At 30.3% G+C, this 21,453-nt stretch carries 18 protein-coding genes; 8 read left to right on the forward strand and 10 right to left on the reverse strand.

Features of this window, described 5'->3' with window-relative positions:
• Window positions 1–255 precede the first annotated feature (255 nt).
• From lysS to PHEL85_RS13815, 3 genes are all read left to right on the forward strand, one after another.
• On the forward strand, window positions 256–1,950 hold the full coding sequence (lysS, locus tag PHEL85_RS13805; protein ID WP_036826503.1) for a lysine--tRNA ligase: 1,695 nt from the start codon (window positions 256–258) through the stop codon (window positions 1,948–1,950).
• A 124-nt stretch (window positions 1,951–2,074) separates the two neighbouring features.
• On the forward strand, window positions 2,075–2,992 hold the full coding sequence (locus PHEL85_RS13810; RefSeq protein WP_036827867.1) for a glutaminase: 918 nt from the start codon (window positions 2,075–2,077) through the stop codon (window positions 2,990–2,992).
• Between the two features lie 201 nt (window positions 2,993–3,193).
• On the forward strand, window positions 3,194–3,892 hold the full coding sequence (locus tag PHEL85_RS13815) for a hypothetical protein (RefSeq protein ID WP_036826506.1): 699 nt from the start codon (window positions 3,194–3,196) through the stop codon (window positions 3,890–3,892).
• A gap of 38 nt (window positions 3,893–3,930) precedes the next feature.
• Here the strand turns inward: PHEL85_RS13815 and rsmG are convergent, their stop codons facing one another.
• Window positions 3,931–4,560, reverse strand: coding sequence for a 16S rRNA (guanine(527)-N(7))-methyltransferase RsmG (gene rsmG / locus PHEL85_RS13820; RefSeq protein ID WP_036826509.1), 630 nt, complete (start codon window positions 4,558–4,560; stop codon window positions 3,931–3,933).
• 117 nt (window positions 4,561–4,677) lie between these two features.
• On the opposite strand from rsmG, the gene PHEL85_RS13825 reads away from it, so the two are divergent.
• Together PHEL85_RS13825 and PHEL85_RS13830 are read left to right on the forward strand one after the other, a co-directional pair.
• Window positions 4,678–5,769, forward strand: coding sequence for a fatty acid desaturase family protein (locus PHEL85_RS13825; RefSeq protein WP_036826512.1), 1,092 nt, complete (start codon window positions 4,678–4,680; stop codon window positions 5,767–5,769).
• A 35-nt stretch (window positions 5,770–5,804) separates the two neighbouring features.
• Window positions 5,805–6,992, forward strand: a complete 1,188-nt coding sequence (locus PHEL85_RS13830; RefSeq protein WP_200882364.1) for a pyridoxal phosphate-dependent aminotransferase — start codon at window positions 5,805–5,807, stop codon at window positions 6,990–6,992.
• A 284-nt stretch (window positions 6,993–7,276) separates the two neighbouring features.
• Here the strand turns inward: PHEL85_RS13830 and PHEL85_RS13835 are convergent, their stop codons facing one another.
• From PHEL85_RS13835 to PHEL85_RS18215, 3 genes are all read right to left on the reverse strand, one after another.
• Window positions 7,277–7,492 (reverse strand): hypothetical protein, encoded by a 216-nt coding sequence (locus PHEL85_RS13835; RefSeq protein ID WP_036826515.1) that lies wholly within the window; start codon window positions 7,490–7,492, stop codon window positions 7,277–7,279.
• A 195-nt stretch (window positions 7,493–7,687) separates the two neighbouring features.
• Window positions 7,688–10,330, reverse strand: coding sequence for a T9SS type A sorting domain-containing protein (locus PHEL85_RS13840; protein ID WP_036826518.1), 2,643 nt, complete (start codon window positions 10,328–10,330; stop codon window positions 7,688–7,690).
• Window positions 10,331–10,515: 185 nt separating this feature from the next.
• Window positions 10,516–10,638: a hypothetical protein gene (locus PHEL85_RS18215; protein WP_262501564.1), complete on the reverse strand. Its 123-nt coding sequence runs from the start codon at window positions 10,636–10,638 to the stop codon at window positions 10,516–10,518.
• 276 nt (window positions 10,639–10,914) lie between these two features.
• Here PHEL85_RS18215 and PHEL85_RS13845 point away from each other — a divergent pair, with 276 nt between their 5' ends.
• From PHEL85_RS13845 to PHEL85_RS18020, 3 genes are read left to right on the forward strand one after another with little or no spacing between them, the layout of a single operon-like run.
• Window positions 10,915–11,436, forward strand: coding sequence for a hypothetical protein (locus PHEL85_RS13845; protein ID WP_036826521.1), 522 nt, complete (start codon window positions 10,915–10,917; stop codon window positions 11,434–11,436).
• 41 nt (window positions 11,437–11,477) lie between these two features.
• Window positions 11,478–13,139, forward strand: a complete 1,662-nt coding sequence (locus tag PHEL85_RS13850; RefSeq protein ID WP_036826523.1) for a T9SS type A sorting domain-containing protein — start codon at window positions 11,478–11,480, stop codon at window positions 13,137–13,139.
• Between the two features lie 25 nt (window positions 13,140–13,164).
• A complete protein-coding gene (locus tag PHEL85_RS18020) occupies window positions 13,165–13,332 on the forward strand; it encodes a hypothetical protein (RefSeq protein ID WP_200882339.1) in 168 nt (55 codons plus the stop codon).
• Window positions 13,333–13,643: 311 nt separating this feature from the next.
• On the opposite strand, the gene ftsZ is transcribed toward PHEL85_RS18020, so the two are convergent.
• The 6 genes from ftsZ to PHEL85_RS13880 form a co-directional block, all read right to left on the reverse strand.
• Complete coding sequence (ftsZ, locus tag PHEL85_RS13855) at window positions 13,644–15,545, reverse strand: cell division protein FtsZ (protein ID WP_036826526.1); 1,902 nt, start codon at window positions 15,543–15,545, stop codon at window positions 13,644–13,646.
• Window positions 15,546–15,601: 56 nt separating this feature from the next.
• Window positions 15,602–16,933 (reverse strand): cell division protein FtsA, encoded by a 1,332-nt coding sequence (gene ftsA / locus PHEL85_RS13860; RefSeq protein ID WP_036826528.1) that lies wholly within the window; start codon window positions 16,931–16,933, stop codon window positions 15,602–15,604.
• 6 nt (window positions 16,934–16,939) lie between these two features.
• Window positions 16,940–17,575, reverse strand: coding sequence for a cell division protein FtsQ/DivIB (locus PHEL85_RS13865; protein ID WP_235318289.1), 636 nt, complete (start codon window positions 17,573–17,575; stop codon window positions 16,940–16,942).
• 79 nt (window positions 17,576–17,654) lie between these two features.
• Window positions 17,655–19,058 carry a UDP-N-acetylmuramate--L-alanine ligase gene (gene murC / locus PHEL85_RS13870; protein ID WP_081965157.1) on the reverse strand — a complete coding sequence of 468 codons (1,404 nt, stop codon included), beginning with the start codon at window positions 19,056–19,058 and terminating at the stop codon, window positions 17,655–17,657.
• A 60-nt stretch (window positions 19,059–19,118) separates the two neighbouring features.
• On the reverse strand, window positions 19,119–20,216 hold the full coding sequence (gene murG / locus PHEL85_RS13875) for an undecaprenyldiphospho-muramoylpentapeptide beta-N-acetylglucosaminyltransferase (RefSeq protein ID WP_036826533.1): 1,098 nt from the start codon (window positions 20,214–20,216) through the stop codon (window positions 19,119–19,121).
• Entirely contained in the window at window positions 20,200–21,384 is a 1,185-nt protein-coding gene (locus tag PHEL85_RS13880; RefSeq protein ID WP_036826536.1) for an FtsW/RodA/SpoVE family cell cycle protein, read from the reverse strand. Before PHEL85_RS13880 ends, murG begins: the two co-directional genes overlap by 17 nt.
• Between the last annotated feature and the right edge of the window lie 69 nt (window positions 21,385–21,453).

Here is a 21,453-nt window from a genome sequence, read left to right on the forward strand (position 1 = left end):
GTAAATTCAGGATAAAAAAAAAGCGACCCGTTTCAGGGTAGCTTTCCATTGGTTAACAAAACCACGACGCTTTTACTAAAACGCCAAAACAACACAACTAATACTGCCCTAACAAAAAGCAGCTGGCAAATATACAACGTTTTTAGATATTCGCAAATTTTATAGCTCTTTTTTATTTTATTCTCAATTGTCTATTAAATCAAAGCATTGTATCTTTGCATTCTTTAATAAATAACAGAAAATAAAGACATTAAAATGCAATTATCAGAACAAGAAGTTGTACGTAGAGAAAAGCTTGTAAAGTTACGTGCTTTAGGCATCAATCCTTATCCTGCAGATTTATATCCTGTTGATTCAAACTCAACTAAAATAAAGGAAAAATTCTCTGAAGGAAAAAAGGTAATTATTGCTGGTAGATTAATGTCTATTAATATACAAGGAAAAGCTTCTTTTGCACAACTACAAGATGGTGAAGGTAGAATTCAAGTCTATTTTAATCGTGACGAAATTTGTGCTGGAGAAGACAAAACGAAATACAATGATGTTTTTAAAAAATTATTAGATTTAGGTGATTTTGTTGGTATAGAAGGTGAGTTATTCACTACTAAAGTAGGAGAAAAAACAGTACGTGTTAAAGACTTTACTTTATTAAGTAAAGCTTTAAAACCTTTGCCTTTGCCAAAAGAAAAAGATGGTAAAATTTACGATGCTTTTACAGATCCTGAATTACGTTACAGACAACGCTATGCAGATTTAGTGGTAAACCCACATGTAAAAGAAGTTTTTGTTAAGAGAACAAAATTATTTAATGCAATGCGTTCTTTCTTTAATGACGCTGGTTATTTTGAAGTTGAAACTCCGGTTTTACAACCAATTCCTGGAGGAGCAGCAGCAAGACCTTTTATTACACATCACAACTCGTTAGACATTCCATTATATATGAGAATTGCTAACGAATTGTATTTAAAAAGGCTAATTGTTGGTGGTTTTGATGGAGTTTATGAATTCTCGAAAAACTTTAGAAATGAAGGAATGGACAGAACTCATAATCCTGAATTTACAGCCATGGAAATCTATGTTTCTTACAAAGATTACAATTGGATGATGGATTTTTGTGAGCAGCTTTTAGAACATTGTGCAATTGCTGTAAACGGAACTTCTGAAGCTACTTTTGGTGAACACAAAATAGACTTTAAAGCGCCTTACGCAAGAGTTACCATGGCAGATTCTATTAAACATTTTACTGGTTTTGACATTACAGGAAAAACAGAAGATGAAATTAGAGAAGCTGCAAAAGGAATGAATATTCCTGTTGACGAAACAATGGGTAAAGGAAAATTAATTGATGAAATTTTTGGAGAAAAATGTGAAGGAAACTACATACAGCCAACTTTTATTACTGATTATCCAAAAGAAATGTCTCCACTTTGTAAAGAACACAGAGACAATCCTGAATTAACGGAGCGTTTTGAATTAATGGTTTGTGGTAAAGAAGTTGCAAATGCATATTCTGAATTGAATGACCCAATTGATCAACGTGAGCGTTTTGAACATCAATTAAAATTGGCTCAAAAAGGTGATGATGAAGCTACCGAATTTATAGATGAAGATTTCTTAAGAGCTTTAGAATATGGTATGCCTCCAACATCTGGAATGGGAATTGGAATGGACAGACTAATTATGTTTTTAACAAACAATCAATCTATACAAGAGGTTCTTTTCTTTCCGCAAATGAGACCAGAAAAGAAAGCGCCGGCTGTAGAATTAAATGATGAAGAAAAAGCAGTTTTAGCAATCATTACAAAAGCTGAAAAAATTGATTTATCTGAATTAAAAACACAATCTGGATTATCTAACAAAAAATGGGATAAAACCATTAAAGGTTTAACTAAAAAAGAAGTTGCCAAAGTTTCTAAAACCGATGACGGTTTGTTTGTGGAAATTGTTTAAAAAGTAATTTTTTAATAAAAATTAATAGAAGGAATTACAGCAATGTAGTTCCTTTTTTTTGATTTAGACTTTCTGTTGTTTTGTAAACTATTTTCTGATAGATTTGTTAAATAATAAAACATCAATGAAAAATTATAAAAAAATTATTGAAGACATTTATAATGACGTTAAACAAGTTGATGACATTGGTAAAGTTGCCAATTACATTCCTGAATTAGCAAACGTAAATGAAAATAATTTTGGAGTACATATAACCACTATTAATGGAGAAGAATTTAGCATTGGAGATGCTGATAAAAAATTCTCAATTCAAAGTGTTTCAAAAATTTTAACCCTAACATTAGCTTACAAACTAATTGGAGAAAAAATTTGGAATCGTGTAGATGTTGAACCTTCTGGAAATCCATTTAACTCATTATTACAATTAGAAGCAGATTTAGGGAAACCTAGAAATCCGTTTATAAATGCTGGAGCAATTGTTGTCTGTGATGTTTTAATAAGTGAATTAAAAAACCCGAAAGAAGATTTTTTATCATTTTGTAGAAATATTACCAACAACCAATCTTTAAATTATTCTGATAAAGTAGCGCAATCTGAAAAGAATACTGGTTTCAGAAATATTGCGCTTTGTAATTTTATAAAATCGTTTGGAAACATTAAAAATGATGTTAATCGAGTATTAGATTTTTATTTTTACACATGCTCGTTAGAAATGAGCTGTAAAGAATTATCTGAAATATTTCTTTATTTGGCTGATGACAATTATAAAAATGATAAAGAAGAAACCATTTTATCTACAAGTGAAGCTAAGAGAATAAACGCAATAATGTTAACTTGTGGTTTTTACGATGAATCTGGCGAATTTGCTTTTAGAGTTGGTCTACCAGGAAAAAGTGGTGTTGGCGGAGGAATTATTGCAATTCATCCAGATGAGTTTTGTATAACTGTTTGGAGTCCTAAATTAAACCCAAAAGGAAACTCTTATAAAGGAATGTTGTTTTTAGAAAAATTCACATCAAATACAGAGAATTCTATTTTTTAAAAAAGATATTTTATATATTAAAAATTATGATGAAGCTTCAACATTTCATCACTACCAAAAGGTTTGTATATTTTAACAATTTCTGACTTAGAGAATAAAGATTCTAAAACTTTTAAAATTATTAAAGAATAATAAAACTTCGCTAACTTTGGTAAAAGTCATTAGAACGACATTATTTAATTATTAAAAGTTAAAATTATTATGATTCATTTATCTGATACTGAGAGTCAAATTCAGAATGTCTTAAATTTTCAAGACCTAATTTCTACACCTTTTCAAGGAGAAATTAATGCAATGTGCTGGAATCGTAATCTTATAGGTGATTTTTCTGAGATTGTTAAAAAGATAGAATTAAAAGAAAATATGATTGAACTTGATTTAGAAAAACTTCGGGAACTTCAATTAAGTGAACAAGGACAATTAGCTCGTAAAATTCTTTTAAATGACTTTAACTTACTAAAAGAACATGGAGCATCTCCAACTCTTAATATTATTAAAAATTATGAAAGAGATGACGCCTTTCCATTTTTTCCAACTGATGTGTATTCTTATCATGTAGATCGATCTCCAATACCAACAGCTACTTTTTTATGTACATATTATGGAGCATCGAGTGATATTTTACCAAATTCACAAGCTACACAAAAAGTATTGATTCCAGAAATACGTGCAGAGCTCAAAAAACTACATGGTGAAGATGAAAAAGGTTTTGAATCTTTTTTAAGTGAATATTTCTTTGATTTACATTATCAAGAAAAACCTAAATCGCAACCCATTAACTTAGGAATTGGTCATTTATGGAAACTAGCAATTGATCACCCAGAAAGTAAAGTACTTCCTTGCATTCATAGAGCCCCAAATGAAAAACACGGAGAGAGTCGATTATTATTAATCTGTTAAAGAAAGGTTTTCAAGTATTTAAAGAAGAAATAAAAAATCTATCCTTTATATTTCATCGCTAAGTGAACCACTTTTTTAGTTTCAAAAAAGTCTTCCTCAAAATAATCTGTTAAATTATAAATAGTTGCAGATGTGTATAATTTTAACTCTTCTGTTAAATCACCACCTTTTAAATATAAGATTCCGTTTTTTAACTCATGGTTTTGCTTTTTAGCAATTTTTCCTTTGTTCCAACGTACAAAAGTTTCCATTTGAGCAACTGCTCTACTTACAATAAAATCATACGTATCTTTTACTTCTTCTACTCTACCATGTGTAGTTTTTACGTTTTCTAAACCTAAACCAGCAACAACTTCGTTTACAACTTTTATCTTTTTACCAATAGAATCTACCAAATGAAACTGAGTTTCTGGAAACAAAATTGCTAACGGAATTCCAGGAAATCCTCCTCCTGTACCAACATCCATTACTTTTGCTCCAGGTTTAAAACTCATCACTTTAGCAATTCCTAAAGAATGTAAAACATGACGTAGATATAACTCATCAATATCTTTTCTAGAAACCACATTTATTTTTAAATTCCAATCTTGGTATAAATCTTGTAGCTTAGAAAATTGTTCTATTTGAGTAGTTGTTAAATTTTTAAAATATTTGTGTAATAATTCCATAGAAAAAGTATCAGCTGCAAAAATAGTTATTGTTCACAAACAATTAGCAACAAAATGATACGTTTGTTACATAAAGCTGTTTTAAAAATCATATTTTTGTAAATTATAGATAGATAAATGAAAACAATAAACTTTTCTAGAGTAGATAAAGCCAAGTTCTTTAGAACTCTTAATAAAAGAGTAAATACATATTTTAAAGAAAATAAGCTAAAAAGAACAGGTAATTGGAAACTGTATACAAAGGCAATTATTATGTTTTCTTTGTTCTTAGTTCCTTTTATATTAATATTAACCGTTTCGATGCCTCAATGGGTTATGGCTTTATTAATGGTGGTTACAGGAATTGGAATGGCTGGTGTTGGTATGAATGTTATGCACGATGCTAATCACGAATCTTTTTCTAAAAGAAAATGGGTAAATAAACTCATGGGAAGCAGCATATACATTTTAGCTGGTAACGTTTATAACTGGAAAGTACAACACAATGTTTTACACCATACTTTTACAAATGTCGAAGGTCATGATGAAGATATTGATGCTGGTAGAATTATTCGTTTTTCTCAACATTCCAAATGGTTTAACATTCATAAATTTCAAAAATATTATTCAATTTTCTTATACGGATTATTAACAATTAACTGGGCAATTACTACAGATATAAAACAAATGCACCGTTATTTAAAAAGAAAGTTATCTTATGGTAAGTTCCCAAATCCTGCTACAGAATGGACAAAGTTGGTAATTTCTAAAATTGTTTATTATTCGCTTTGGATTGTTTTACCAATCTTAGTTTTAGATATTGCATGGTGGAAAGTATTTATAGGTTTTTTTGTAATGCATTATACTGCTGGTATGATTTTAAGTTTGGTTTTTCAACTAGCTCATATTGTACCAAATACAGAAATGCCAATTCCTGATAAAGAAGGAAATTTAGAACACACTTGGGCAGTCCACCAATTATACACTACATCTAACTTTGCACCTAGCAACTGGTTGGTAAATTTCTATACTGGTGGGTTAAATCATCAAGTTGAACATCATATTTTTCCACACATTTCTCATGTACATTATGATAAATTAGCTAAAATTGTAAAAGAAACTGCCAAGGAATTTAATTTGCCTTACAATGAATATGACACAATGCGCAAAGCCATTGTAGAACACTTTAGACATTTGGGAGTTTTAGGTAAAAATCCTGAAATAGCATAAGTAAAACAACAATACAACAACAACTAACAGTAAAAATGAAACATCCATTATCGGACAGAATTAACAGTTTACCTGTATCTCAAACTTTAGCAATGGCTGCTAAAGCAAGAGAATTAAGAGCGGAAGGAAAAGATATTATCGGTTTAAGTTTGGGAGAACCAGATTTTAACACACCAGAGTTTATCAAAGACGCTGCCATTGAAGCTATCAACCAAAATTACAACTCATATTCTCCTGTAGACGGATATGCAGATTTAAAAGAAGCCGTTTGTAAAAAATTTAAACGCGATAATGACTTAGTTTACAAACCAAGTCAAATTGTAGTTTCTACAGGTGCAAAACAATCCATTGCAAACATTGCACAAGTTTTATTAAACCCTGGTGATGAAGTTTTATTACCAGCTCCTTATTGGGTAAGTTATTCTGCAATTGCAACATTATGTGAAGCAAAATATATAGAAATCCCTTCTTCTATTGACACTGATTTTAAAATTACACCAGAACAGTTAGAAGCAGCAATTACGCCAAAAACAAAAATGATTTTCTTTAACTCACCTAACAACCCAAGTGGAACTATTTATAGTGAAGCTGAGTACAGAGCGTTAGCAGCAGTTTTAGAAAAACACCCACAGATTTACATCTTATCAGATGAAATTTACGAACACATAAACTACGATTCAAAACCTTTTAGTTTTGCAGCTATAGAAAGCATGTACGATAGAACAATTACTGTTAACGGTTTGGCAAAAGCATTTGCTATGACAGGTTGGAGAATTGGTTTTATTGGTGCTCCAGAATGGATTGCCAAAGCTTGTACAAAAATGCAAGGCCAAATTACATCTGGTACAAATTGTATCGCTCAAAGAGCAGCAATTACAGCATTATTAGCACCGGTTTCTAAAATTCAATTTATGGTAGATGAGTTTAAAACTCGTAGAGATATCATTATTGGATTGTTAAGAGAAATAGACGGATTTAAAGTAAACGTACCTGAAGGAGCTTTTTACGTTTTTCCAGACGTATCTGCATTCTTTGGTAAAACAATAGACGGTGTAAAAATTGAAACAGCTAGTGATTTTTCTTTATTCATTTTAGAAAAAGCAAATGTAGCAACTGTAACTGGTGATGCTTTTGGTACACCAAATTGTATTAGAATTTCTTATGCAGCATCTGAGTTACAAATTAGAGAAGCAATCAAAAGAATTAAGACAGCATTAAGCTAAATAACTGCTTTTGTTAGTTCGAGCGCAGTTGAGAACAAAAATTAAATCCATCTTTTTTAGATGGATTTTTTTTGACTTTATTTTGGCGTGTTTTTGAAAAAACAAAAACCGCGCTTTTCACTATATCTTTTTATGTTGAATTTAATTCAGCATCTCAATTTTCAAAAAAAGTATTTAATTATTTTAACAAATTCTAAATCGAGTTAAGCATAAAAAGGATGCCGTTTCAATCGCTCACGCAAGCTTGTTTGCAAACTAATAGCCAATTATTAGTTAGATCTTTTTTAAGAAGCAATTAAAATAATAGCAACTACAAATAAAGAAACTTGTAAGATAGTACCTGCTTGACTTTCTATTTTTTCATGATGATTTAAAATCATAGATTTAATTTTAGATACAGATTTAGATTTCTCTATTCTCATGTGCTGTTTTATCTCTTGTTTATAAGCAGAAGTTAAAATTCCTCTTTCTTTTACGGATACTGTTTGTAAATATTTCATGGTATTTGGTTTTGTTGATTATATAAAGTAGACGACAATTAAAATATTTTGTTACAAAAAAAAATCAGAAACACCTAAAAAAAACAAGCATTTGCAGTACTGATGGTTTACGACAATATGAAAAAAAAAGTAAAAAAAAATCTCATAATTAAATTCATTATGAGATTTTTTAATAAAATTTAGAGACTTTTTTTTTTAATTTACAACCAATTTTATGGCCTTATAATTTCTAAAATCATTTCTAATTTTCACAAAATACATTCCAGGTTTTAACCCTTCTCTTTGTAAAGAAACTTTGTTGTTTCCAATAGCTGTATTTTCTTCTGTTCTTCTAATTAAAGCTCCTGTTAAATTATAAACTTCAATTTTTGTATTTGAATTTGTTTCAGCATAAAAACTTAATTCAGAACTTACATGCATCGGATTAGGCATTAAAATAGCCTCATTTTCTGCAATCACTTCATTTCCCACACTAAGTACTTGTTGTGTAAACTGAATATCTTTTAAACTCATTTCTTTATTTAAAACCTCTACTCCATCAGAAGACATTGTAAAAACAATATTTACTGCATCATTTAAATCTAAATCACCTCCTGCTACTGAAACAAAGTGTGCAAAAGGAATTGCAAAATGACTCTCTGTTTCGTTTAATTTAATAGTAGTTCTGTATTGGTTTTCCCAAGCATCAATACTTTCTTTAACAATCGTAATTTCTACATCTCCTGTTCCAAAAGCATCTAACTCTAATACATCATAGTCAGATAAATCTATAGCTGTAAATCTTGGAGTAAAAGATCTAAAAGCAGATACATATTCACTGGTAGTTGCTTTTAAAGAAATATTTCTCTCTACTCTATAACCACTTCCCGCATAAATATTATCGTTTTGAGTTATAGAAAACTCATTTACTGTTGTTCCTTCTGGCGAATCATCATTACCCCAAACTCCATCAGACATAAATAAATCGTCTGGTGTTAAATCATATTCATTTTCTATTCTAAAACCAATATCAAAAATGTTTCCTGTTTCAATTACTAAAGATTCTATATAATTACCTGTTAATTCTACAGTATTATTAAAATACTCTGTATTTGAAGTTTCAGTTCTTTTAAAACCTGCATCAATCACAACGCTTTTAGTTCTTCTAACGTTTATTAATTCTAACTCTAAAGTTCCATTTACGTATTTTCCTTTTTTAACAAATACAGGTGGTGGAGTAGATGTATTATAGTTTGATACTGGCCTTTGAATATCAAATAAAGCAATTGCCTCATGACCTAAAGTTAATAAATCATCTACACTATTAGACCAAATTTGAAAATTATAATACGTAGCACCTGCCTCATATTTATCAATATTCCAATGACTATCTATTTCAAAATTTTCTTCACTATTAATTAACCTTCCAGAAAAACTTAAAACAAATTCTTTAGTACCATTACTGTTTTTTATGATTGACTTAATAAATTGTACTCCTTCTACACCTTCGTCTTCTCCTTCTTCTCCAAATAACTCAATTGTAGAAACTGATAATAATTCTGCACCTAATAATCGATCACAAATAAACTTTGTATGCTCATATACACCATTTTCTGTTTTTGTTGCTAATACAACAGCTATTGTTTCATCATCTTTTACATAATCTACAGAATACAATTCTGTTGCATTTGTAATAGCAATTAAATCTAATGGAGAAGACTCTACGGCTGTTGCTCCAGAAAGAACATCTAAAGGAATTAAATCTTTTAATTCAAAAGTAGTAGATTTAGATTTAGCTAAAGTCTTTTTATAACTTTTAGTCTTAATTACTTTCTTTGCTTTTAATTTATCAAATTTAAAATTAGATTTTTTTCTTAAATAATTTCTTTTATTAATCTGTTGAGAAAGACGATCATTACTTTCTAAACCTCCTTCATTACCACTAGAAACCTCTGGAGTTATTACAGGGCAAGCCGCAACACCAGAACAAGCAGGGTCATCACAATCTACCAATCCATCACCATCATCATCAATTCCATTAATACAATCTTCTTGAGGAACTGGTGCTGTAGGACATCTAGCTCCATCATTAGAACTACTAGCAGGACCAAAAGCAAAAAGATTAGACTCCATTTCACCTCCAACTTCTAAACCTTGTACATCTTTAATCATATAAACAGTACCTGTTTGATTTGCAGACACGTAAAAACGACCAGAAGCATCAAAATAAACGGCTCCAAAATGATAATTTAATCCTGTTAATATTGGCACTTCACCTAAATCTATAATTTCACTTGTTGTTGCATTTATTCGATATAAATGATTTGTACCTTTTTCTACAGTGTATAAATGTCCATCAACAGAATTAAATGCCCAATCATGAATACTTAAATTTAAAGAAAATGTTCCTTGGCTTATAAATTTTGTATAATTTTCAGATTCTGGATTTAAATCAATTGTATAATATTTTGTTCCTGCTCCTTTTAAATAATAGATTCCTTCTGAACTAACATCACCAATATAAATACTAGAAGTAGGCAGTTCATCTATATAAAAACTTTCTACATTAAAACTCTTTCCAATTCTTACAATTGTTTGAGAACCGTTAGTTAATGCTCCCCAAATGTATCCATCTGCAGGGTTATAACCTACAGCATTAATATTGCCTTCGGTAACATCTTCTTTTACTAAATAAGAACTTCCTGAAGCTAAATCTAATGCATAAATATCATTTCTTTGAAATAAATATGCATTATAATCACAATTAAAAGGTTCATTTTGCGCACTCAAAGAAATGCTTAAAATTAGAGTAAATAAAAATAAAATTCTTGTCGTTGATTTTTGTAAATGTGTTGTCATCTGTGCTATTTTTATGTAAAAGTATTATTATTTAACCATTAAGAATTACAATTCAAGACAAATAACAATAAAGTATAGACGAATTGTAACTTTAAAATGTTGAGTTAATTTTTCTATAATAAAGAAAAAGCCACATCTACGTGTAGACATGACTTTTTGGCTTTAGGGGTTACCTCTTAAAATATCTAATCTACATTATCATGTAAAAAAGAATTATTCAATTTTAATTGAATATCATCATTTTCGGTATTTAAAGTAGTTTTAGACTTACTCATAGAAGCATTTGTTGCATCTAAATCTACTCCCATTCTCTTATATGCTTGCTAACGTTCTATTTCATCAATGTTTTTATTCATTTGATATGTGAACTTATAATTGAATCCTTTTATCTTTTGATGAAACTATTTTACCTAAAAACTTCTGTTTTTTTTTACATTTACAACTTCTTCTTTAAAACTTAATTCCTAAAAAAAAAGATTTAACACTCAAAAAACACACTTTTATCCCTATTATTTGTTATTAAGGTATATCATTATTAGTTTTAGCCTTATATTTAATTTCAATTTTAAGTCTTTTAAAGATAAATGCAATCATTTTTAAAAATAGCGCTAAATTTTATAATCTTTTTTTTTCTTTCTATATCTTATAGTCAATCATTAGATTCACTTAAAATAAGTATAACTGATGTTGAGAATAAAAACGATTTTAAAGAGGTTGCATTGTTTTTTAAGGAAGTAGAAAATCAGAAAACGAATAACAACTTTAAGTTATTAGAAGAACATTTAATACTTGCTCAAAAAAACCTTATTTGGGCAGTAAAAGAAGGAACAATTGAAGAACAATTATTAGCGAAGTATTTTATCTTCTTATATTATAATAGTAATAATAATGAAGTTGAAATAATAACAAGAGGTAATGAGCTAATTTCTATACCTGAATTCCTTAAACTTCCAGAGTCAATTTTTACACTATTTTGTTTAAAAGCAAGTTTAGAAAGAACAGACCAATTTAATACTCTATTACAAATTCTCCCATTATATTATAAACATATGGAAGATTATGGCGCCGTTTTTGGAGTAAAGTTAGAACAGTTAGTGAGATTTTAACAAATAAAGATGTTGAAGTATCAAATACTGAAACCGATTTATTGGCATATTATCAATTTAATCAAGGTGCAGACGCTGCAAATAACTCAAGTGTTACAACGTTAACAGATAATAGTGTTAACAATTACACCGGAACACTCATCAATTTTGCTTTAACGGGTGCAACTTCTAATTGGCGTTCTTCAAATACTTGGACAGGAGCAACTGATACAAACTGGGCAAATGCAAGTAACTGGAGTTTTAATACTATACCATTCGCTTATACTAATTTAGTAATACCAAATGTAACTAATAAGCCAGTTGTTAGTTCAAGCACAGGAGCTGTTGCAAATGATATTACAATAGACGCTTCTTCTTCTGTAACTGTAGAAAGTGGAGGTTCTTTAATTATTGAAGGAACTGCTACTGTAAATGGAGATTTTAATTATAATGTAAATGTTGCAGATGATAAATGGCATTTAGTTTCTTCTCCTGTTGTAGGAGAACAATATGGTGATATTTGGAACACTGCAAACAGTATTGATCACAATCTACCAAATGAAGCAGTAGCTCGTTATATAAATACAAGTGATACAGATGGTGATTGGATCTATTTTCAAGATTCGGGTTCATCAACTACGTTTGGTTCTGGTTCTGGATATTCATTAAAAAGAACTGCTGCTGGTAATTATACCTTTACAGGTACTTTTCCTGCACCGCCTGTTAATCCAACAATTACTGCAAATGACATTGGTGGAGGTGCTGAAAACAGATGGAATTCTGTGGGTAATCCTTTTCCTGCACATATTAACATTGCTACTTTTTTAGCTGATAACACAACTCCATTAACAGATACACACGAAGCTGTTTATGTTTGGAATGCTACTGCAGATGAATATCAAGATTTAACAACTGGTCAAATTCATCCTGGTCAAGCATTTTTTGTTAGTTCTAATGTAGCTTCTACTTCCGTAACTTTTACTAAAGCAATGCAAAGTGACCAAAATGGAGTTACTTTTTACAGAACTACATCAAACCCAAAATTAACCTTATTAATGGCTGATGATACCAAAACAAAATCTACAGAAATTAATTATTTAGAAGGTAAAACTACCAGTTTAGATCCTGGTTTTGATATTGGTACCTTTACAGGTCAATCATCTAGCTTAAATATTTATACTCATTTAGTTAGCAATAGTGAGGGTGTAGATTTTAAAAGACAAGCATTACCAGATACTAATTTCGAAAACATGATTATACCTGTTGGTGTTTCTGTTACAGCTGATAAAGAAATTACTTTTACTGCAGAAGGCTTAAATTTACCATCGGGCATTAAAATTTTTTTAGAAGATAGAATCACAAATACATTTACGCGTTTAGATGAAGCCAATAGTAATTATAAAATTATTCCATCTGAAAATTTAAACGGAATTGGCAGATTCTATTTACATACAACCAACAGTGCACTAAGTGTTGATAATAATGTAGCTTTAGAGAATGTTAGTATTTATAAATTAGACAAATCTACTTTAAGAATTGTTGGTTTATCACAAGAAAAAACAACAGTTTCTATATTTAATTTATTAGGAAAACAAGTGTTAAATACTTCTTTTACTTCTAATGGTGTTAAAAATATTGATTTACCAAACCTATCTAAAGGTGTTTATCTGGTTCAACTAAAAACCAATTCTGGCAAGTTGAACAAAAAAATAATTTTAGAATAATCTAACTTTTAAAAGACAAAACATCATGAAAAAAAATATAGAAAACAAACAAGACATCACAAGAAAAGAAGCAATTAAAAAAATAGGAAATTACGGTAAATATGCAGCTTTAACTGCATTGGGAACTTACCTAATTTTAAATCCGCAAAAAGCTCAGGCTTCAAGTCCTGAAGCGCCGGGAGAAGGGTTCTAATAATCAAGCTTAATTTTATAGTATTCATAAAAAAATCACATCTATATCTAGATGTGATTTTTTGGTAATCAAGGGGTAAGCATACGTAAAGGGTAATGTTTTTCTATTATCTTATTATCGTTATAAATACTTTTCTAACTTACTATAAAGATATTATTACTTACTCTAAATAAATAAACTATTAGACAAACAAGCAAAAACAATAGACGAACTGTTACAGTTAAGTCGTTAACTTACATTTTATTAACAAAAAAAAGCCACATCTACGTATAGACATGGCTTTATGACCTTAGGGGTTACCTCTTAAATATCTAATCTACATTATCATGTAAAAAAGAATTATTTGATTTTAAACTGATTTCGTCAGTATCTTTTTTAATCGATGTTTTTGTATTACTAATAGAAGTATTTGTATCTAAATCTACTCCAAGTCTTTTATATGCTGGTTGACGCTCAATTTCATCAATATTCTTGTTCATTTGATCGTTGAACTTATAATTGAAACCTTTCATCTTTTTTCTTCTCTCTTCTGCTCTTTTTTGTAACTCAGTAATTGTTAAATCTAAAGGAGAAACTTCTTCACTTTGTGTTTCAATTTTATTAATCTCTACTTGTGGAGTTCTAGTCTTTAATTCAAACTGAACTTCTTCTTCTTCTTCAACTTTCTCTTCAACAAAAGCAGAACTTTTACCAATAGTTGGTTGTGCATCAAACTCTTCTAAAACATAACGTTTTTCAACCTCTTTTCTCTCAAAAACAATTTCTTCAGTGCCTAAAACTTCAATCTCATTAACATTTACTTTTGGCTCTTCTTGCAAACTAAAACGAATTTCTTCCTCTTCTTTTACTTCTGTATAAGAATTTAAAGGTAAATCAAACAATAAATCTGCTTGTATTTGCTTAGGTTCTTCAACAACTTTCTCTTCTTGAACTGGTGTTGCATCTGTAATTACAAAATCATCCTCAGAAACAGTTTCTATTTGAACCTCTTCAAAAAGAACAGACATATTAGCAATTTCATTGGTAGTTTTTACCAAGTTTGCTTTAGGAGTAACTACTTCTACTTCATCTTCTAGTGTGTGTACAATTTTCTCCTCAACTTTATTTGTTAACGGCTCATCTAACGTTGGTGATTTTGTGATTTTTTTCTCACTAAAATCATAAGTCGCTTTTTGTTCATCTTCTAAAGTATGTACAATCTTCTTAACTTCTGTATTGGTAATTGTACTTTGTTGATCTGCTGCAAAACCTGTAGCCACAATAGTTACAGCAATAGCATCACCTAAATCTTCATCTTCTCCAATTCCCATAATGATGTTTGCATCATAACCTGCCTCATCTTGTATATAGTCATTAATTTCTCCAATTTCATCTAATGTAACTTCATTAGTACCAGATACAATTAATAACAATACATTTTTAGCTCCAGTAATTTTGTTATCATTTAACAAAGGAGAGTCTAATGCTTTTACAATAGCATTTTTAGCTCTAGTTTGTCCTTCTTCTTTTGCAGAACCCATAATTGCTGTTCCACTATTAGAAAGTACAGTTTTGGCATCGTGTAAATCAATATTTTGCTTATAGTGATGTGTAATAACCTCTGCAATTCCTCGAGAAGCAGTAGATAAAACTTCATCTGCTTTAGAAAAACCAGCTTTAAAACCAAGGTTTCCATAAACTTCACGTAATTTATTATTATTAATTACAATTAAAGAATCTACATTTTGGCGCAGTTGGTCGATTCCTATTTGTGCTTGTTTTGATCGTCTTCTACCTTCAAAAGCAAAAGGCATTGTAACAATACCCACAGTTAGGATATCCATATCTTTTGCAATTTTTGCAATTATTGGTGCTGCTCCTGTACCAGTTCCACCACCCATTCCTGCAGTTATAAATACCATTTTTGTTTGGGTATTTAACATTTGCTGAATTTCTTGCATGCTTTCTTTAGCTGCTTGTGCACCAACTTCTGGATTTGCACCAGCACCTAAACCAGATGTTAAGTTTGCTCCTAATTGAATTTTATTAGGAACAGGACTGTTTTCTAAAGCTTGTGAATCTGTATTACAAATTACAAAGTCTACTCCTTTAATGTGTTGCGTAAACATGTGGTTTACTGCGTTGCTTCCTCCACCACCTACACCAATTACTTTAATGGTGTTAGATTGTGTTTTTGGCATGTCAAATGAAATGTTATCGAATTCTGCGCTCATAATAACCTATCTATTGTTTATTATTGATTTTTGTTTTTGTTTCTTATTTACAATTTTTACTCTGCGTTGTCTAGAAAATCTTTAAGACCTTCAGTAAACTTTTCAAAAAACGACTTCTTTTTTGGTTTTGGCTTTTCTTCAACAATTGGCTGTGTTTCCTGTTGATTTTCTTCTTGATTTTCATCAATAACTTCTTCAACAATCTCCGCAACTTCCTCTTCAGTAGAACCTTTTTCTAAACCTTCCATTAATAAACCAACAGCTGTTGCATAAGAAGGACTAGATAATGTCTCATCAGAATCTCCAGCTAAATGTTCATTAGGAAAACCAATTCTAGCATCCATACCAGTAATATATTCTACTAACTGACGTAAATGTTTTAATTGAGAACCTCCACCTGTTAACACAATACCTGCAATTAATTTTCCCTTTGCAGTTTCATGTCCATAATTTTTTATTTCTAAATATACATGCTCAATAATTTCTTGAACTCTAGCATGTATAATTTTTGATAAATTCTTTAATGTTATTTCTTTTGGCTCTCTACCTCTTAATCCAGGAATCGAAACAATTTCTGTTTCTTTATTTTCCCCTGGCCACGCAGAACCAAACTTAATTTTTAATAATTCAGCCTGTTTTTCTATAATTGAACAACCTTCTTTAATATCATCTGTAATTACATTTCCTCCAAAAGGAATTACAGCCGTGTGTCTAATAATTCCGTCTTTAAAAATAGCTAAATCTGTAGTTCCACCTCCAATATCAATTAGTGCAACTCCGGCTTCTTTTTCTTCTTGACTTAATACAGCTGATGCTGATGCTAATGGTTCTAATGTAATTTCACTTAAACCTAAACCTGCACTTTTTACACAACGTCCTATATTTCTAATCGATGAAACTTGCCCAACAACAACATGAAAATTCGCTTCTAAACGACCTCCATACATTCCAATTGGTTCTTTAATATCAGCTTGAGAATCTACTTTAAACTCTTGTGGCAACACATGAATAATTTCTTCTCCTGGCAACATTACCAACTTGTGAACTTGATTTACTAAATTTTCAATATCGTTTTCATCAATAACTTCATCTGCATTGTTTCTTGTGATATAATCACTGTGATGTAAACTACGAATATGTTGCCCAGCTATACCCACAACAACTTCTTCAATCTTAACACCAGAAACACTTTCTGCCTCATCTACAGCTTGTTGAATAGATTGTATAGTTTGTGTAATATTACTAACAACACCACGTTTTACACCTAAACTTTTTGCTTTTCCAATACCAACAACCTCAATCTTATCGTATTCATTCTTACGACCAATCATGGCAACAATTTTGGTTGTACCAATATCTAAACCAACTGCTATTTTATTGTTTTCCATTTTGATTTATTTTGTGCACACAACTTGGTTGTGATATTTTACATTAATCGTTTTATAATTCTGTATCGTTTTATCTTCAAATGTTTTGTTATAAAACGCTTTTAACTTCTTAAATTTCACTTCCATTTTGGTTAATTTTCCAAAATCAATTTTATAATTTCCACTTCTCACGGAAAATTGATACTCTTCGTCTGCGAATTTCTGAATTCCTACCACTTCTTTTTGCAAGAAATTATCTTCCAAAATGAACGATATCAAAGGCAATATTTCATTAATTTCTTCACCACCTTCAACACCAGAAACCAATAGTACTCTGGCTGAATAATTACTAGACAAAGGTATTTTCACCCCTTGTTTATCAACATAATAAGAATCGTTCTCATTTACAATTCTAGCAACAGGAGTTCGCTGTTTTATGATTGATTTTAATGTACCAGTAATGGTTAAAAACACAGATGCATTTTCTACATATGGATTTTTAGAAACCGTTTTTTCCAAACTGTATAAATTTATCACAGATTTTGCTTGGTTTTTCACACTTTCATCATTTTGTATTAACAATTTATCAACCATAGAATGTGTTAAAAAATTATTGTCTCCAGCTTCAAATTCAACGACAACTTCATCTACATTTTTTTTCAAATTTCTACTTGAAGAAAAACTATACAAAAAACCCAAACAACCTATTAACAAAAGGAATGCTATATATTTTAAAAACTTCTTAAACTTCATTTTCAATAGGCTTTAAAAGTTGATTTGTTACTTCATTAATCATCACTCCAATGTCACCAGCTCCTAACATTGTTAACACTTTTGCTGATGAATTCTTAATATCTTTTATTAAATCCTTTTTTTGAGTCAATTTTTTATGTCTAGTAGTAATTTTACTCAACAACCACTCAGAATTCACTCCAGAAATTGGTTCTTCTCTTGCTGGATAAATATCTAACAATAAAACTTCATCGAATTTTGACAAAGCAGAAGCAAAATCATCTATAAAATCTCTTGTTCTCGAAAACAAATGTGGCTGAAAAACAACCAACACCTTTTCATTCGGATACATTTCTCTTACAGAGTTTTCAACTGCATTTATTTCTGTTGGATGATGTGCATAATCATCAATCAACACAAAATCTTCTGTTTTAATTTTATATGAAAACCTTCGTTTTACACCTTTAAAAGTTGATAAACGTTGTTTAATATTTTCTAAAGAGACACCATACACATCTGCCATTGCCAATGCAGCTAGAGCATTCATCACATTATGCTGACCTGGTAAATGAAATTCAATATTTTTAATTTCTGATGATGGTGTTTTTACATCAAAAACATACTTACCGCTTTCTATTTTTAAATTGAATGCTTTATAATCTGCATCTTCATCAACTGCATAGGTTAATCCTTTTAAAGGCAACCCTTTTGCAATTATTAATGTATCCGTTACTTTATTTGAAAACTCAACAAAAGACTCGTTTAAAGCTTCAGAATCTCCATAAATATCCAAATGATCTGCATCCATAGAAGTTACACACGCAATATTTGGACTTAATTTTAAGAAAGATCTATCAAACTCATCTGCCTCAACTACACTAATTTTATCTTCTCCTAAAATTAAATTCGAATTATAGTTTTCTGCAATTCCACCCAAAAATGAAGTTGCATTTTCTTTAGCCATAATATGACCTAAAATAGAGGAAGTTGTCGTTTTACCATGTGTTCCTGCAACTGCTAAACAAAAAGTGGATTTCGTTATTTCTCCTAAAATTTCTGCTCTTTTTAAAACTGTAAAATTATTATCTAAAAAGTAATTTAATTCAGTATGATTTTTAGGTATTGCAGGTGTATACACCACTAACGTTTCTTCATTGTTCAAAAAAGAAATAGGAATATTTTTTAACGCATCTTCAAAATGAATTTCTACTCCTAATTCTTCTAATTCTAATGTAATCTGAGAAGGAGTTTTATCATAACCAGCAACTTTTTTCCCATTAGACGCAAAGTAACGAGCAATTGCGCTCATTCCTATACCTCCAATTCCGACAAAATAAATATAAGCCCATCCTAAATCCTTCCCAAAGGGAAGAACTTTCTTACTCTTGTTTATATTTTTATCTTTATTACTCATATTATTTTCACTTTCTTAGCACCACACTTTTCTCAATCGTGTTTCTTCCCTTTGGGAAGATTAAAGATGGGGTAATAATTTTTCTACTTCGTTAACAATATCTGTTGTTGCACCAGGTAATGCCAATTCATTTATATTTTCTGATAAATACTCTTGTTTTCCTTTGTCTTTTATTAAAGTTTCAAAAACAATTGGAAACGTATCTAATTCACTTTCTCTTAATAAAATTGCACCATGTTGATCTGCAATTGATTTTGCATTTTTTGTTTGATGATCTTCTGCCACATTAGGAGAAGGAATAAAAATTACTGGTTTCCCTACGATACATAATTCAGAAACCGAACTAGCTCCTGCTCTAGAAATAATAATATCTGACGCTGCATAAGCAAAATCCATTCTGTTTAAAAATTGATGAACTTGAATATTTTCTAGTTCATTATATTTTTTATAATCCTCAAAATATAATTTTCCACATTGCCAAATAACTTGAACTTCTTGAGTTTTAAAAAAATCTAAATTATCTTCTATAAGCTGATTTATTTTTCTTGCCCCTAAACTTCCTCCTAAAACTAAAATAGTTTTCTTCTTTTTATCTAACTTAAAAAAGCCTTTTCCTTCTTCTGTTTTTGAATGAATAGATAATAAATCTTGACGCACAGGGTTTCCTGTTTTTACAATTTTATCAACCGGAAAAAAACGCTCTAAATTATCATAGGCAACACAAATTTTATGTGCTTTTTTACTCAATAATTTGTTCGTAATTCCTGGATACGAATTCTGTTCTTGTATCAGTGTTGGAATTCCTTTTCTGCTCGCCATAATTAATGTTGGTCCACTTGCAAAACCTCCAGTACCAATAGCAACATCTGGCTTAAATTTTTTGATAATTTTAGAAGCTTTCCACAAACTACTTATCATTTTAAAAGGGAATGATAAATTCTCTACCGTTAATTTTCTTTGAATTCCAGAAATCCACAATCCTTTAATTTCATATCCTGCTTGTGGAACTTTTTCCATTTCCATTTTATCTTTTGCACCAACAAATAGAAAATTCGCATCAGGATAACGCAACTTTAATTCATTTGCTATTGCAATTGCAGGATAAATATGACCTCCTGTTCCACCACCAGAAATTAAAATGTTAATCGATCGTTTCATGAAGTATGTCTAAAGGGTTATCATCTAAAATATCTTCTTCTGTTTCTTCTTTGGATGCACTTACACTTAGAATCATTCCTAAAGCAAAACATGTCATCCAAATAGAAGTACCTCCACTACTAATTAGCGGTAAAGTTTGACCTGTAACTGGAAATAAATTCGTAGCTACTGCCATATTAATAGTTGCTTGAAAGATGATTGGAAAACCAACACCTAGCACTAATAAAGTTCCAAAAATTGTAGTTGTTTTTTTAACAACAACAAAAATTCTAAATAGTAATAAAAAGTAAATGGATACAATTAAAAACCCACCAACTAAACCATATTCTTCAACAATTATTGCAAAAATAAAATCTGATGTTGATTGTGGCAAAAAGTTCTTTTGCACACTTTTCCCAGGACCAACTCCAAATGTTCCTCCGGTTGCAATAGCAATTTTAGCCTTTTCTACCTGATATGCTTCTTTACCTCCTTCTTCAGCAAAACTTTCTATTCTACTTTGCCAAGTTTGTACTCTATTTGGCATTGCATCTGGAAATGCTTTTGCAATCAAAACAAATATTGATAAGGCTACAATGCCTGCTCCTAAAATAAATGCTATATATTTTATTGGATAACCTCCTATAAAAGTTACCATTAAAATCATCACAAAAATAATAGCTGTTGTAGAGAAATTTGCTGGTAAGATCAAAATTAAAACAGCAGCCACAGGTAACCAAAGTTGCCATAAACTTTCTTTAAAATTGATTACTTTTTCTTTATTCTTAGCCAAATACCTAGCTACATAAACCATTAAAACCAAACCTGCTAAAGTTGATGTTTGAAAACCAATTCCACCTATTCGTATCCATCTACTTGCATTTGCTCCTCCAATTGTGGTTCCTTGTGCCAACGTAAAAATCAACAAAACAATAACAACAGGAAGCATTAAAACGGAACCTCCAGAAAAATATCGATAGGGCACTTTATGCACTCCATAAATAATTGCAAAACCCATAATTAGCAAAACAATATGCTTTACTAAATGACCTAAAGTAGACCCAGAACCAACAACGTACACCAAGTTTGTGCTTGCACTATAAACTGGCATAAATGAGAATATTGCCAAAACAGCAACAATTGCCCAAATGGTTTTATCTCCTTTTATATGTTGAAAAATGGTTTTCATAAGCCTCTCTTAATCTCTCCAAAGGAGAGAAACACTCTTGTGTTTATCTTTGTTATTTATTTTTATTCT

Origin of the sequence: Polaribacter sp. Hel1_85, assembly GCF_000766795.1 — a bacterium.
Lineage (GTDB): Bacteria > Bacteroidota > Bacteroidia > Flavobacteriales > Flavobacteriaceae > Polaribacter.